At 63.6% G+C, this 16126-nt stretch carries 8 protein-coding genes; 2 read left to right on the forward strand and 6 right to left on the reverse strand.

Translation table 11 applies throughout. From position 1 onward, the window contains the following. Positions 1–857 (forward strand): hypothetical protein (locus OES25_13005; protein ID MDH3628557.1); only part of this gene is annotated, 857 nt, incomplete at its 5' end. 218 nt (positions 858–1075) lie between these two features. Here the strand turns inward: OES25_13005 and OES25_13010 are convergent. Beyond that, entirely contained in the window at positions 1076–8812 is a 7737-nt protein-coding gene (locus tag OES25_13010) for a S8 family serine peptidase (protein ID MDH3628558.1), read from the reverse strand. A gap of 324 nt (positions 8813–9136) precedes the next feature. Here OES25_13010 and larE point away from each other — a divergent pair, with 324 nt between their 5' ends. Continuing rightward, a complete protein-coding gene (larE, locus tag OES25_13015; GenBank protein MDH3628559.1) occupies positions 9137–9949 on the forward strand; it encodes an ATP-dependent sacrificial sulfur transferase LarE in 813 nt (270 codons plus the stop codon). Here the strand turns inward: larE and OES25_13020 are convergent. The 5 genes from OES25_13020 to OES25_13040 form a co-directional block, all read right to left on the reverse strand. Next, a complete protein-coding gene (locus OES25_13020) occupies positions 9910–10353 on the reverse strand; it encodes a S26 family signal peptidase (GenBank protein ID MDH3628560.1) in 444 nt (147 codons plus the stop codon). The two genes, larE and OES25_13020, sit on opposite strands and share 40 nt — an antisense overlap. After that, entirely contained in the window at positions 10350–11243 is an 894-nt protein-coding gene (locus OES25_13025; protein ID MDH3628561.1) for an ABC transporter permease, read from the reverse strand. The genes OES25_13020 and OES25_13025 overlap by 4 nt, the downstream gene beginning before the upstream one ends. Continuing rightward, positions 11236–12213 (reverse strand): ABC transporter permease, encoded by a 978-nt coding sequence (locus OES25_13030; protein MDH3628562.1) that lies wholly within the window; start codon positions 12211–12213, stop codon positions 11236–11238. Before OES25_13030 ends, OES25_13025 begins: the two co-directional genes overlap by 8 nt. Then, complete coding sequence (locus OES25_13035) at positions 12210–13838, reverse strand: ABC transporter substrate-binding protein (protein ID MDH3628563.1); 1629 nt, start codon at positions 13836–13838, stop codon at positions 12210–12212. The genes OES25_13030 and OES25_13035 overlap by 4 nt, the downstream gene beginning before the upstream one ends. A 214-nt stretch (positions 13839–14052) precedes the next feature. Continuing rightward, on the reverse strand, positions 14053–16077 hold the full coding sequence (locus OES25_13040; protein ID MDH3628564.1) for an arginine--tRNA ligase: 2025 nt from the start codon (positions 16075–16077) through the stop codon (positions 14053–14055). Between the last annotated feature and the right edge of the window lie 49 nt (positions 16078–16126).

The following is a 16126-nucleotide window of genomic DNA, read 5'->3' on the forward strand; positions in this document are numbered from 1 at the left end:
ATCGGCTGAAGCGGCCCGAGCTCCTGGCACCGGTCGCCGCACTGCTGGTCGCCGGCTCGGCCAATCGTCAGATCGCACGTTCGTTGGGCTGCTCCCACTCGACGGTCACACGGATGAGTGTGCGGCTCGGCAGACACGCCACGCTGTTCCAGCGATGGACGCTTGCTCAGGTCGACGAAATTCGTGAGCCGATCGTCTTCGATCACTTTGAGACCTTCGTGCGATCGCAAGTCGAGCGACTGGGCGTTGGCACCGCCGTCGGAGATCGATCCTGGTTCGTCTACGGACTCGACGGCGCGAGGTACCTGCGTGTCGGTGGTCGCTCGACCCGAAAGCGAGCTCTGAAGCGTTCTCCAAGTCCGGTCCGAAAGGGCGTAATCACTGATTCCACCGCACGATTGCTGCAAATGCTTCTCGCCAAATCGCCAGGGGGTCTCGACCTGGTTAGCGATCACCACCCCGCCTACACGTCGGTTGTTCGGAAGCTCCAACGAGGCGCTGTGCCGATCCGTCATTCAATCTTCGCCAATCCCGATCGCTCGCCGGAACGCGACCGCGCTCGGGCTCGTCGGCGGGACCGCGGGATGTTTGCAGTCGACCTGGTACACAAATTGATCCGTCACAGCCAGGCCCATCACCGACGCGAGACCATCGCCTTCGGTCGGAGGGTCGACTACACCGTGGGTCGACTCGCGCTTTTCGCCGTCTGGCGCAACTTTGTTAAACGAAGGTCCGAGAGGCGCGTGTCGCGGAGTTCGCCCGCGATGGATCTCGGGCTGACCGATCGAATCTGGAGTTGGGTTGATGTGCTGGCGGTGCGACTCTTCGAGCAGAGAGTAGAGTTGCCCGCTACCTGAGCTGCGCCTGACGGCTCGCGACAGACTTCCCGGGATGCCTCCGCAGGAGCGTCGCCCCATCCGTACTCGGAGTCGCCTTCAGAACCGGACCCGCGAGCCGTATTCTGTCGAGGCCGGCCGCAATCAACGATCCACGTTGAGGAGTCGCCGCAAAAAGAAAAAGGGGGAGGAACCGAAGTTCCTCCCCCCCTCTGAGCGAATCAGAGTCAAGGCGTTACCTAGGGCAGATTCGGTGACGCATCACGCGCCGCGTTACCCCAGACAAATCCGCTACCCGAGACGTTACAGGCCGGTCCGGAACCGCCCGCATTGTCACGAATCAGGTACCAGTAGAACTCCCCACTAACCGGGTTATCCGGCGTCATGTCGTGGGATGTTCCGACCACGCCACCCGTACCGGACGGCGTGTAGCTGGACAGTGTGGCATCCAGACCCTTGGCATACGTACCCAACGTCGCCGGGCTCCACACGAGTGTATTGACGTCGGTGGCTGTGATATCCGGGAACCCGGAAGTCAGCGTGCCCGTCGACGGACAGGTGACGACGACCTCGATGGCCGCCGAGTCCTGACAGAGGGTCGGAGTCTGGTTCGAGCAACGGACGTCCACCACATACGTCGTGGTTGCAGTCGGTGCCTGAAGCAGATCCGGGTTGTCGGTCCAGTCGCGGAACAACTCTCCGGGCCCGCCGCTCATGTCGTCGCCGTTCAGGTCGATCGAGTAACGGAACTGGAGAACGCCGTCGAGACAGGCCGTGGCTGAGGATGTATCTGCGGTGACTTCGACCGCCTGGCCAGGTGCCGGAATGACACCCGCCGGGTCGACGGTCAAGCCCGCAATGACACCCGAACAGTTGATGCCACAACCGGGTAGTGCGGAGTTGTCGTCGTTATCTACGATCACCGTCGCAGCGTTGGTCAGAGTATCGGTGATGGTGACATCATCGATCCACCAGCCATCGTCGCCCGGATCCGGGTTGAAGTCGAACGCCGCCTCGTAGGTTTCCGTGCCGCCCACCTTGATGCTCGAGAGGAGGAATCGCGTACGGATTCGTCGACCTCGGAATCGTTGGAGGGAGAACTTGGACTCGACCCAGGTGCCGGCGCCGTTGTTGCCCAGGAGACCCGGACCGTCACTGGCGTTACCGAGATTCAGCTCGGCAAACGAGTTCTGCTCGAAGGTGTCGCCGAGGAATACGAACGACAGCGACGGGAAGCAGGTGGATGAAGGGCCAAGACGACGGTTGGGGTCGGTAGGATCGAAGAAATCGTCTTCGGTCGTACCATCGTCCGTCGGGTCAAAGAGACACTCCTGGTAGTTGTCGGTGCCCTGCTGATCGTAGACGTTGTCGAAGGGAGTGATCTTGATCCAGTTCCCGCTTCCGACGCCGGCTCCATCAGCCAGCTGCACACTAATCACACCGCGATCTGCAGACTCGCCGGCGTTCACGTTGACCGAACGGCTGTCCATCACACTGATCTGATGTTTGAAGGACAGTGTCGGCGCGACAGGTACACAGGTCTCACCACCGGGGCAGTTCCCGTCGTTGGCGCAGATCGTCGTACGGGTCAAGCTGCATACGGTGTCCCAGCCGATGTTGATCGGGTCGGTCGTCTGAACCGCCTCTATGACGGCCAGACGAGTCGTCTGAGCGTCGAAGGCGACGTCTTCAGGGTCGACGCCGTAGTACAACGACTGGTCGCCGGAGTAACCACGTCCACCGTTGGGGTTGGCCGTCGTATTGATCCACCAGTTGACCGCAGCTGCGGCAGTTCCACTGGAACCGACCCAGCAGTCATCGATTTGACCATACGAGTTGGAGTTGACGTAGTCCGGGTCAGAGTACTGACATCGGAAGCCATCAGACGGTACAGGACCGAACAGCGTGCTGTCGATGTTGTCGATCTCGAATAACGAGTCAGCAACCTCCACGGCACCCTCAAACCCATCGAAGAAGATGGCCGGGGCCGATCCGCCGCTTGCCGACAGATCGAGATCGATCGTCAGCGTCTGCGGGAACGTCGGTGCGAGCAGCTGGTCCGACTCCAGGATGATCTGGAAGTCGGAGGTGAACTCCTCGAACTCACCCGCGCGGTTGGCAGTGGGAGAGACATGGAAGGTGAACGGCACCGGGGTGATCCGGGTCTCGCCCTCTTCGAAATCGCCGATCTCGATGAAGGGCTTGGTGACGCAGTCGATCTTGGGATCGTTGGTCTGCAGTCGTGCCGAAACACCCGTCAGGGGCACACCGGTCTTGTTACCGATGGTCAGGAACATATCGACGGTCTCGTTGGTATCGGCCCAGCCGTCGTTGAGGGGCTGGTTGTCTACCAACGCGTAGTCGAGAACCTGGACGTTACCGGTCGTGATGAAGACAGGCGTCGCCGCCTGCACCAGACCGTTGGCCTCGGGGTCGATGCTGTTGTCGCATGGGCCCGAGATCCCGTCGAAGCGATCGTCGTAGGTGACGGTCACCGTCGGCGGGTCGGTACCGGACTGCTGCAAGAACAGCACGCCGGGATCGACATCGTAGGAAACGGACACCGCAATCTGGCCGCGATACTCGCAGTTACAGGCGGCGGACGTCAGCTCGAGGTTGACGAATTCGCCCTCGATCTCGGCTTCCGACGTGACCTTGACGCGGACGTCGTTGGTTGCGTCGTTGTCGCAGTTGAAGTCGTCCTCAGCATCGATGTAGTCGCCGTCGTCGTTGCAGTCGTTCACCGAAGGGGAACGTTCAAGCAACGTGATGGAGACCAGCGAGTTGCCCTCGAAGAACTGGAAGGTATCCAGGTCCAGGACGGCGCAATCGCCACCGGTGGTACACGTGGTGTTGTCAACCGTGAGACTGACCTCTTTCCACTCGACGTTCCAGTCGTCGACCGCAAGACCGAAGTCGGCGACCGGGTCGCTGTCGCTGGGGCTGAGCTTCTCGAAGACGGAGAGACCGATCGCGGTCTCCCATGTGTCGCCTGTCGGGCCGAAAACATCCTCGAGCGTGAAGAAACGCATATCGAGACCGTTCCAGTCGTTCAGGTCGGCGTTACGGGCCGGGCCGTTCTTCGCAACGTAGTCATCGGTGATTCCGGTTGCGGCGGCACACGTCGTGTCCGTGAGGTCGCTGCAATCGGCGTTGCTGGTGCAAGAACGGTTCGGAGCATCGATGCAATATCGGTTGTTGATATCGTCGTCTTCCGGACCGGCGAGACCCAGATCGTCCTGGAGAGTATCGAGGGCAATTGCCAGCGGATCCTCGAAGTAGCAAGAACTCTTGCCTTCGCGGTTGTTGCCGACCGTACCGTTGATACTCTGACGCGTACCCGGGTCCAGGGTCGTGAACATACTGTATCCGTCCGACAGCGCGGGGTTGCCGCCTCCCGAGACCGCACCGTATGAACCACCGCCTGCGTTCAGCGCACCACCGTCACGTTTAATGTCGACGGGGAGGGCTGAGCTGGTGTCGGTATCCACCGACCAGAAGTAGACCGCGTTGGAGTCACCAAGCTCGATGGCCTGGTTCCACTCGACCGTGACGAGGCGGACTTCCACATCCGGGTCGTTGCTGACCTTCTCCATCTCGGGGGAGATGAGAACTTCGCGCCAGGCCGCCTGACCGGTGTCGCCACCGATGATCTCGTAGGCCTGACAGTCACCGGCACCCGGGCCGACGACCAGACAGTTGGTGGCTGCCGGGTCACCGATGGTACCGGTATGCCAGACACCACCCGTGGCCTGCCCGCCGCCGCTGCAGACGCCGTCGCCGCCGGCGGCGCAATCCCCGTCGTTGTAGCAACCGATGCTGGGATCGAGCGAGCAGGTTCCAGGAGCCTTGGTCTGCCAGCCGCAACCGCCGAGGGTGCTCCAACTCTTCTGGATCTGCCCATCGCGGGGATCGCGATCTTCCAGGAAGATGCAGAGATCGCCGCCGATCGGACACTCAGCAGGGGAACCGAACGTAGTGCACGGCGTACCGGCGATGGCGCAAGCCAGACCGAGGGCACCGTCGAAGTTCTGATCCTCGCCCCACTGAGCGGGACGTGCGAGTTGGGAGATGGCGGTGATGTCCGTGTTGGCCGTAATGCCGGAGACGAATCCACCGTCGTTGGAGTCGAAGTTCCAGGGAGATCCGAGATTGGCGTTCTTACTATTGGCGGTCAACGGCAGGAACGTTCGGCTCTCAAATCGGTAGTCTTCCAGGAAGTCACCGATGTTCGTGGTGGGAGCCTCAAGCAGCTCGTTGTTGTTTCGGTCGCGATTCTCGACACCACCGCCAGGGAAGTCGGTGGAGTAGAGAACCTCGGTCTCGTCGACGTTCAGCGTCTGACGAGATACGGCGACCGCTTTGCCGGTCTTGCCGGACGTCGCGGCGGTCAACTCGATGACCAGCTCGACTTCCGGGGTTCCAGCCAGAGACTCCGGCAACTGAATCGCGAAGTTCGACGCGATCGCCGCACCACCCGGAATCAGTCCCACGGTCTGCGGGCTGTTGAGGATCGACATGATCCCCGCGCCACAGGCCAGGTGACCGCCTTCGAGGGTTCGGTTGGAGTTGGTGCAACCCGCTTCCGAGGGAGTGCCGGGTCGACAGTCCTCATTGGCCAACGCGTCGTTCGCCATGACGCATCGCATGCTGACTTCAGCGTTCTCCAGCGGAGTCGTCTCGTTGGAGCCGTAGGTGAAGTTGAAGACGATGTTCTCGCCGGCGTCCAGATAACGATCCGGGAAGCCGAACTCGAAGTTGCCACGGGCGTTTCGCTCGCAGCCACCGTTGACGAAGAAGTTGGTGTCGGTTCCGAAGAGACCGAAGGTGATCGTGCCGACGCTCAGCTGAGCGCGACAGTCGACATCGGCGGTGTTGACCCGCACCTTGTTGACATCGGGCGTTCCACCGATCTCATCCGCGTAGGTCACCCGGATCGAGTCGCCACTGCTCACATCGAGAACACCGTTGCCGGGATCCGGAGCCGTGGCGTCGGTCATGACGATACTGGACTCGAACTTGAGCGACGATCCGACCTGCGTGAAGGTAAGACCGGTCTCGGTGTCGACGACCACGTCGTTGGGGTCGAGGACCTCGACCGTGGTTCGACCGGAGACCTCTCCGATCGTGACACCGGCAGCCAGGTCACCGGCTTCGTCCACATCGGTGATGGTGATCTCCGCCTCCGCGTTGCAGACGTACTGGGCCTGATCCAGACGGACGGACGAGCCGCCGCAGACACCGCCGGCGATGACCACCGCGTACTGCTGGGAGGCATCGGTGCCGCCACCGGGGCTGGAGACTTCAACCGTCCACATACCCGCGATGACCTGGCGGTCGTCGGCGGGGTTGGTGTCGTTCTGGAACGGGTCGTTGGGATCGTTCTCGGTCCCGTCGCCGTCGAAGTCCGGCGTCAGGTAGATCGCCTCCGTCGGGTTGCTGCCATCCTGAGGGGACGTGGTGGCGTTGCCACGGACGCAGACCGGGAGACTCCACCGCGATGCGTCGAGTATGCCGCCGGCGCCGCCGACGATCGAGCCGCAGTCCTCGGTAACCCCGTCGATAGCGCCGTCGCGATTGTCATCGTCGGTGAAGTAGTTGCCGTAGTAGACCCGACTGTCTGGGGCCGGAGCCGTGACGGTCAGGTTGAGATCGTTGGCAAGGGCACTACCCGATCCCTCGATCCAGGCCAGGGAGACCTTGAGCAGCTGGGAGTCGTCGCAGACCTCGAACATCGTGGACTGCGAGCCGCCGCCCACTGCGTCGATGGCGCCGGGCAGGGTCAGGTTTGCCGGTCCGATACCCGCTCCGCCGATCAGCCCGCCGTCTTTCACAAGAAGACCGGTGACCGAGAACGGCCAGCTCTGCAGCGGAAGGACGTTGTCCAGCTCGATACGACCGTAGCCCTGCTCGTTGTTGAAACGATGGGCGACGGTCAGGTTGCCGCCGGGCATGTACTCGGCAGACGCCACGAGGACGGCCTTCAGCAGGGCTGCGGAGACATCGGTCGCCACATCACCGGCGTTAGCGGGGTTGGACCCGGTGGCGTCGGGGAAGAAGCCCTGGTGGAAGTACTCGCTGACGATCAACGCCGCGCCGGCGGCTGCCGGCGACGCGAAGCTCGTTCCGCTGAGACCCTCGACCAGGTCGCACTCAACCGTGCCGTCTTGCCCGTTGTCGGTGGTGAGGCAGCTGTACTCCGAGTCGATGCCCATGTTGCCGGCGCCACCGAAGTCGGTGCCGGGGGCCATCAATTGCGGAGCGATACGACCGCCCGGAGCCGGGCCGACGCTGCTGAAGAAGTAGCGGCTGAGGAGGGATCCCCCGGCACCGGTGTCGTTGGCGTTACCGCTACCACCGATGGCGAAGCCGTTCTTGAAGGTGGCCGGCTCGTCCAGCGTACCCTCGTCCGGGATGTTGTCGTTGTCCGCGTCCAGCGAAGAGTTGCCGGCGGCGACAAAGACCAGCGCGTTCTGCTTGTCGCTTATGAACGAATCGATCTCGGAAGCCGAGCTCGAGTAGGTGTTAGTGTCACTGCCCCACGAGAAGTTGGCGACCGTCGCACCGAGGCTGTAGCTCTCACCGAGAGAGCCGGTCACGCCGCCGGAGTAGAGGGTGCCGACGAAGAGGGAGCCGTTGCCGGGGTCGGAGCAGGAGGCTGCCGCCGGGGTGCGCTGGGCGTCATAGGCGATCAGCTTGGCATCGGGAGCGACGCCGTCGAGGTTCCACTCCTGACCGTCGCCACCGTTGGCCACGGTGTCCTCGGCGAGGAACTCGTTGCCACCACCGGGCGTGTGATCGGCGTTACCGAGGGCGGTTGTGGACACGGTGTGACCGTGGGTGAAGCCACCGACGTTACTGGCGTCGCAACCCAGGAGGTCGCCGTCGCCAGGTGCGAACTGGTTGGTGGTCTCGTAGAGGATGACCTTGCGATGGCTACCGTTGATGGTGGCGTCGTCCGAAAGGTCGGTGTCCCCGGAAGAAATGAGGTGATCGTTCGAGAGGTCGGCGGCATCGAGCTGGATGCCGCTGTCCAGGACCATCAGGATCTGGTTCTGACCACGGATGCCGGCGTCGCTGTAGGGCGCTACGCCCTTGTTCGGCACGCCGCCGTGGAAGCCGGCCTGCATGGTCGAGGTGGTCTCCTCGGCGTGCATCAGGGTCGGCAGTTTCTCGTAGATCCATTCGATCGGCTCGAGAGATGCCAGCTGGGCAAGTCGCTCACGATGGACTTCCGCGACCAGCGAGCCGGGGCGGACGGAGAGCACATTGCCACCCATGGCGGCGATCGCCTGGGCAACGGAGGCGCTGTCTTCGCCTTCGAAGATTCGCATCTCGAGTTTGTAAATATCGGAGGTTGCATCCAGAGGGTTGACCAGCGGCGAGCGACCGATGGCCGGGTCCAGCTTGAATGCCGCGTGGTACGGCTCGACGGCCAGGAGACCCGGCGTGTCGACGACAGCACCCATGGTGGCCTTGTCGACTCGAGCGATGAACGACGAAACCTGCAGGTGACGGACGATCTGTCCACCGCCGGCGTTGATCTTGCCGCGCATCGAGTCGAGGCTACCGCTGATGATCGCGTCTCGACTGAGTTGGAAAATGAAGTACTGCGCACCGACCTGATCCAGCTTGTTGGTGGTTCTTAACTCACCGGGCAGCGTGGTCAGACCTTCCGCCAGGCGGAAGGAACCGACGGCGGTTCGCAGCGTACCGGGGGCCTTCTGCAGATTTGCAGAGACATCCCCGTAATACGGACCGGCCGCGTAAGGCCAGACGTAATTGGATCGGACAAACGTCGAAGGAATCACTGTTCCTTCGGTGTCAATATCCTTCTCGGCCCGCGAAAAACCGGACGAATCATCATTATTGATGGCCGTTTCCTGTTTACCCGCGAAGGTCAAGAAAGGACTGACGGTTAAGCTCACAATGGCCACGGCGAGGACAAACCACCGCCTGCCAGAGAGGAACTGCATCTGAACACCCTCCTCCTGCATCCGATCTGTTGATGAATTAAGATCGGTGCGTCGTCAAAAACTACACACAACCCCCCCAGTGGGATTGGGAGTTTGTACGGTGAGTCCTGTAGGTTGTCAAGCGGATACGTCGAGCTCCATGCGGTCTCGATCACCGCAACGGCAGCCTCGATTTCGATGCTAAAATGCGGATTATTCCGCGCATTCTTGCGGTGATGACGCAGCATGACGAGGCGCCCTTCCGGCATCCCTTACGGGGGGCGGAATCGCGGACCATGGACGGCGAAGCAGGGGACCCGACCGTGGGTCCGATCGGTCGATCAAATGTCACTCGAGACCAAGACAACCACGGCAATCGCGACTCTCAAGAAGAGTCGGAAATTGATCGTCGCGCTCAGTGGAGGCGTCGATAGTGCCGTGCTGCTCCATCTGGCGGTTCGGGCGCTGGGTGCCGAGAACGTCGTGGCGGCCACCGGTCAGTCCGCCGCCGTCCCGGGGAGCGATCTGGAGGACGCCGAGGCGGTGGCCCGCTGCGTGGGGGTACGCCTGGAGCGGGTGGCGACCTACGAACTGGAGCAGCCGGACTATGTCGCCAACCGCGGGGATCGCTGTTTTCATTGCAGGGAAGAGCTTTTTCAGCGTCTGGCCCATCTGGGCCGGCGCCTGGGTATCCTGGAGATCGCTTACGGGGCGATCGTCGATGATCTGGGGGACAACCGCCCGGGGATGCGATCGGCGGAGCAGCGGTCCGTCCGCTCCCCCCTCCTGGACGCCGGACTCACCAAGGCCGATATCCGGGAGGTCGCCCGGGCCGCCGGGCTCCCGGTCCGGGACAAGCCCGCTTCTCCATGCCTGGCCTCGCGGCTGCCGGTGGGCACCGTCGTCACCTCGGAGCGGTTGGCCCGCATCGAGGTCGCCGAGACGGGGCTCCGGGCCCTGGGGTTGACCGAATTCCGAGTGCGGGACCATTTCCCGCTGGCCCGGGTCGAGCTGGATGCCGAGGGGCTCAGCCGGAGCGGTCGGGACGCGTTCCGGAGCCGGATCGAGTCGGTGGTCCGGGGAGCGGGCTTTGCCAACGTCGAGATCGACCCCGCGGGCTACGGCGGGATCGGACCCATCCGCTCCGGGGGCCAGTAGATCCCGACGACCCGTCCCCTGAGGCGCTGAAGCGGGACCGGACCATAGCGACGGCTGTCGTCGCTGTCCTCGGCGTGGTCCCCCAGGAGCCAGACCCCCGGCCCTCCCGGGGGTTCGGACCACAGCCCTGCCCGGGGGCGATCCTCGGGGAACCCCGGTGCTGTGGCGACCCGTTTGACGACCAGACGATCCTCCGGATCCCGGAACAGCCAGGTCTGGCCGACCGGGGGCGGGGTCCCGTGGGGAGTCCAGAGATCGACCCAGATTCGATCGCCGGAACCGAGAGCAGGTTCCATCGAGATGCCTCGCATCGTCTGGGTACCTACCAGGGTGGTGCCGCCGACCGCTATCCAGAGCACGCCCCAACCAAGGATGGCCAGGACGGCGAGCCGGATGGACTTCATCGCCGCGGCGTTCGAGGGTCCAGCCGATCTCGCAGCCCCTCGCCGATCAGGTTGCAGGTCAGCACCGCCGCGAACAGCGCGACACCGGGAAACAGCGCCAGCCACCACGCCTCGTAGATATGCTCCCGGGCATCGAACAGCAACCCTCCCCAGGTCGGTGTCGGCGGCGGAACCCCCAGCCCCAGGAATGAGAGTGCCGCCTCGAGGGTCATCGCACCCGCCACCGCGAACGCCGCGGTGACGAGGACGGGAGCCAGGGCACCGGGCAGGAGATGACGCACCAGGATCCGGCGACGGGGGAGTCCCGAGGCCTCGGCGGCGCGAACGAGATCCGAGTCCCGCAGCGTGAGGATCTCGGCTCTGAGGAAACGGGCGATGGGAATCCAACCGCTGACTGCGATCACCAGGGAGACCCGAACGATCGCCGACAGACCGGAGAAGATTGCCGGCGGAGCCGCCAACAGCGCCAGCGCCAGCAGGAGGGACGGGAAACAGAGGATCGATTCCATGCAACGAGAGACGGCGTGGTCGATCCAGCCTCCTCGGTAACCGGCCACGGCGCCGAGGGGGATGCCGATGGCCAGGGCCGCCAGCGCCGCCAGCAACCCCACCGAGAGCGAGACCCGGGAGCCGTGCAGCAGTCGTGAGGCCACGTCGCGACCCAACGCGTCGGTGCCCAACCAGTGGGCACGGGACGGAGGGGAGAGCCGGGCCCGCAGGTCGATCGCGCCGGGGTCGTAGGGGATCGGCGCCGTCACGGACGGACGTTCGTCAGGGTCGGCCCAGATCGGTGTGGAGGTCGCGACCATGGGGGCCAGCAGCGCCGCCAGCGCGAGCCCTGCGGCCAGCACCAACCCCACACGCAACGACCGTGTTCGGCGGCTATCCACGATGGACCCTCGGATCGAAGACGACGTAAAAGATGTCCGCCAGCACGATGCCGGCGAGGGTCGTGGCGCCGGAGACGAGTGTCAGCCCCATCAGGACCGGGACATCCCGTTGGAGCGCCGCATCGACGAACAGACGACCGACCCCGTGAAGCGAGAACAACGTCTCGACGATCACCGAACCACTGAACAACGCCGGCAGGAGGAATCCCGCCAGCGTCAACATCGGCACCGCCGCAAGTCGGAAGCCGTGTCGCCACAGGGCGACCCAGCGCGACAGACCCCGCGCACGTACCGCCAGGAGGGTCTCTCCACCGACCTGCTCGAGGAGCGTCGCCCGAACGAATCGGGAGAGATAGGCGATGCCGCCGTAACTCAGCGTCAGCACCGGCAAGACCAGATGGAGGATCCCATCGAGGGATCGCGCCCCCCACGAGAGACCGGCCAATTCCGCGGAGCCGCTGCCGGCCACCGGAAACCAGCCCAGGCGGACCGACAGGAAATTCTGTAACAGGAGTCCGGCCCAGAACGCCGGGATGGCGTAGAGCGCGTAGAGCCCCGTCGCGGTCCAACGGTCGAGCCGGGATCCGGGTCGCCAGGCCGCCAACGTTCCGAGAGGAACCGAGAGGCCGATCATCAGCGTCAATGCCAACGCGTTCAGCGTCAGCGTCACGCCGAGCCGTTCGGTGATCTTCTCGCGCACCGGCTGACGGTTGGCGAACGACTGTCCCAGGTCACCCCGTGCCAGGTCGGACAGCCAGAGTCCGAACTGGACCGGCAACGGACGATCCAGTCGATAGATCCTTCGCAGCTCTTCTCGGGATTCCGTCGTGAGTCGGTTGAAACCGTCTTGATCCGAACTCTCGTCGACGGCGCTTCCCGGTGCCAACTGGATCAGGAGGAAGACCGCGGCGCAGACCAGGAACAACGTTGCCAGGGCGCTGCCCAACCGACGGACGATCAGGACGATCACTCGCCATCGACCTCCGACCAGCGCCAATGACGTGGTCCCGCCGTCGTTTCGACCAGACCCAGAGGGGTGGTCTTGACACCTTGAAGGTGGCGGTCGTAGACCAACGGCGTCGCGAAGTAGAACAGACAGGTCACCGGTTCGAGCGCCTGTAGCCGTCGCTGAACCTGATGCAGGATCGCCCGGCGTTGGTCGTCGTCGAGCCCCAGTTCCCGGGCCCGTTCGAGATGGCGGTCCAGCTCATCGTCGGCCAGGCCGAAGTAGTTGATGCCGCTCTCGCGTGCCGTCGAATGATAGAGATCGGATTGATCCGGGTTGGGCGAAAAGCGAAGGGTGTAGGAGGCCAGGTCGAATTCTCCCGCGTTGCGACGTTCCCGAAACGCCTGCCACTCCAGTCGATCGATGCGTGCGTCGATTCCCAACGCCTTCCAGGACTCCTGCTGCCACGCGGCCATGTGATCGACGAGCTTCATGGTCGACGCGGCGACCAGGATCGTGAAGCGGAATGGGGTGCCGTCACGGTCCAACAAACCGTCGCCGTCGTGGTCCAGCCAACCAGCTTCGGCCAGCAGTCGCCGCGCAGTCTCCGGCGAGTACTCGAGCGGTCGAGCGTCTGGATCCGCCCAGACCAGGTCCGGATGGAACGTCGTGACCCCGGAGCGCGCATGCCCACCCAGAACCGTCTCGATGAAGGTATCCCGGTCGAGGGCATGCACCATCGCCTTTCGCACCCGGGGGTCGTCAAAGAAGGGGTTGGAGCCGGTCTGGTTCCAGGTCATCAGCCATGTGCTGAAGGTGTGGTAGACATCGAAGGTCCAGCGATCCGCTCGATCGGATTCGCGGGCCTGGCGATGCAGATCGGGGCTCATGGGCATCAGGTCGATCTCGCCTGCCAGGAGCGCCTGATAGGCGGTTTGCATTTCCGGGTAGATCTTGAAGACCAGCCGATCGATGGACGGTCGTCCGTCCCAGTAGTCGTCGTTGGCGGACAGGACGATCTCCTGGCCGGGGATGTGTTGTTCGAAACGGAACGGCCCGCAGCCGACAGGATGCTTTGCGTACTTGCCGGTGACGAGGTCCTCGTCCAGGCCCGCAAGATGAGCCGGGAGCTGCGGCATTCGCCAGGGCTCCAGCATGTCGGGGAATCCCTCTTCGTAACGAACGACGACGGTGTAGTCGTCCGGCGCCTCGATCGCGGCGAGGGTTTCGAGCTGTGGAGCGAAGATGGTGTTGGCGACGGACGGTCGACGCACCGCCTCTGCGGTAAAGAGGACATCGCGGGAGGTGAACGGCTGACCGTCCTGCCACCGTACGTCGCGACGAAGGTTGAAGGTGATCGACGTTCCGTCTTCGCTGACCGTCCAGTCGGTCGCGAGCCGTCCAACGAGTTTCATGTTGGGGTCGTACTGCACCAGGCTGTCGGTGATCTGGACCGCAAGCCGTTGGGAGTTGAGATCGCTACTCCCCAGAAGACTCAGGGACGGCGGGTCCGCGGAGAGGATCGAGACGCGGACGGTCGAGGGGTTGCCGGCACTGCCGGTGCCGGCCGGGGCGGTGCACCCGATGCACCCGATGCAGACGAGCAACGGCAGCATCCACGAAATCAAACGCAACGCGAACGGCCTCATGGTTCCCTCCCCTGCGTCATGCAGCGCCCCCCGTAGAGACACTACGCCGGGGTCACTCGGTTGCCACCGGTAGCTCGATCCGAGGCTCGTTTCCCGCGGCATCGACACCGCGCACCGCGAGGTCGGCCTTGTCGCCCGGCAGCTCCAGAACGAATCGCTCGGAACGATCATCATAAACCCCACGAGGCGCGACTCATGATTGCCGAGTCACATGCTACATGCGATCGGGAACCGGGACACCCATCAGCGAAAGAAGATCGACCATTCCGTCGTGGAAGATGCGGATGACCGCCAGCCGTGTCTGTCGCGTGGACGGATCCGGTTCCTTGATCGCGGGGTAGCGGTGGTAGAACGAGTTGAACGCCTGCGCCAGGACGTAGGCGTGTTTGGCGACCGACGACAATTCGAGACTATCGACTGCCTGCCGCAACGTCGCGGGAACGCGTAGGAGTTGCAGTACAAGATTCCAGTGATCCGCTCGGCTCTCCTCGGGGAGCGCGTCCAGCAGCGCCGCCTCGGTGAGGCTCTCGGTCGATTGGGATGCCTCGCCGAATTCCCCCACGGCCTTTCGCAGGATGTTTCGCGCGCGCAGGACCGTGTATTGAAGATAAGGACCCGTCTCGCCCTCGAACGCCAGCGCCGCGTCCAGGTCGAATGCGACGACACGGTTTCGGGAGAAGCGCAGCATGTAGTAACGGAGCGCACCGATCGCAATCTGCTCGGCGATTTCGCGAGACGCGTCGTCACCCAGATCGGCGTTTCGTTGCGCGACCTCCGCCCCGGCACGCTGAATCAACGCGTCCAGAAGGTCGTCTGCCCGCAAGCCCAGCCCCTTGCGGCCGGACATCTCGAGGTAGGCCTTGGCCCGCTCCTCGTCCGAGAGTGCGTACGCGGGGAACATCGCTTCGACCGCCGCAGGGGAGAGGGCCACCATCTCGTAGGAGTAATGGATCGAACGCTCGGCCTCCTCGGTGTGACCCAGTTGCCGAAGCGCCTGCTTCACGACTCGTTGAAGGAACGCCTGACGGATATCGATCACGTTGTAGACGGTCCGGGCGGCACCGAAGGCCGGATGCGGCTCGTCGCCCGTGGGATGTGTAGTCGTCCAGACGTCGTAACACGCGCGCTGTGGGGACCAGTTGAACGAGGTGTACGCGAAGTCTCGACCCAGTAGGCCGAACTTCCACATCTGGTAGGCGATGTCCTTGCCGACGTAGGTCACCGTCCCGTCGGAGCGGACGATCACCTTCTGATCTTCGCCGCTGCCCTCGTCGACACCCTCGAGGTCCATCACCCAGCAACCCTGGTTCTTTCCGGAGGCGGCCTGCTGGATGGCGCCGAGACTCTTGAGTCGCTCGAAGGCATGTTCCCAGAATCGATGACGAAGGATATCGCTCTCGTGGGGGAGGATGTCGTAACGGATGCCGAGACGAGACATGGTCGTCAGGTGATGCTGAACCATGCGTCGTGCGACGAACGCTGCCAGCTCTGCGACGGCGTTGTCACCCTGTTCCATGAGGTGCAACGTCTCTTTCCGTTGCTCCAGCCGCTCTGCATCCTCGTCGTAGTACTTCGTCACCTGGGCGTAGAGGTCCCAGGCCACGTAGTCGAAACGCTCCCCACGTCGATCCAGTTCGTCGGCGGAGTAGCGTGTCTGAACGGCCTCCAGATCCATCTCGCGAATGAACCGGAATCCAACGACCAGGTCCGCGACCTGGACCCCGGTGTCGTCGATGTAGTTCTGGGTCTCGACCCGAGCACCAAGCCGTCGTAGGAAGCGAACCAACGTGTCGCCGAGAACGGCGTTCCGAAGATGCCCGATGTGGGCGGCCTTGTTGGGATTGATGTTGGTGTGCTCGACGATGGTCTTGTGGTCCCCGGTGGGTTTCGCATCGGTGGGTGTCTCACGAAGACGCGCCGCGATCAGCCCATCACGGTCGAGGTAAGCGTTGAGATAGCCGCCGCCCGCAACCTCCACCCGTGAGATGGTCCCGTCGGTCGACAGCTTGTCGACGATCGATGTGGCGATCTCCCGAGGCGCCTTACGTAGGCGACGCGCCAACTCGAAACAGATCGGGGATGCCAGATCGCCGAGTTCGGCCTTGGGCGGATAGGTCAGCGGAATCGAATCCAGCGCCAGGTCGTCGATCTGCCACGCATCGCGGATGGCAGCCTGAAGGAGCCGCCTTAGTGCGTCTTCCGGAGTCTGGGTGTGAGGTTGATTTGAATCAGGATGCACTGTGGGCGCTCCGGCGGGGCGCCACTATAGCCCAGCGGGAGCGAACGGT

It is taken from the genome of Acidobacteriota bacterium (genome assembly GCA_029861955.1).
Lineage (GTDB): Bacteria > Acidobacteriota > Polarisedimenticolia > Polarisedimenticolales > Polarisedimenticolaceae > JAOTYK01.

Coding starts and splice junctions, on each gene's coding strand:
- larE (MDH3628559.1), top strand. CDS start 9,137: ATGTCACTCGAGACCAAGACAACCACGGCAATCGCGACTCTCAAGAAG.
- OES25_13020 (MDH3628560.1), bottom strand. CDS start 10,353: ATGAAGTCCATCCGGCTCGCCGTCCTGGCCATCCTTGGTTGGGGCGTG.
- OES25_13010 (MDH3628558.1), bottom strand. CDS start 8,812: ATGCAGTTCCTCTCTGGCAGGCGGTGGTTTGTCCTCGCCGTGGCCATT.
- OES25_13035 (MDH3628563.1), bottom strand. CDS start 13,838: ATGAGGCCGTTCGCGTTGCGTTTGATTTCGTGGATGCTGCCGTTGCTC.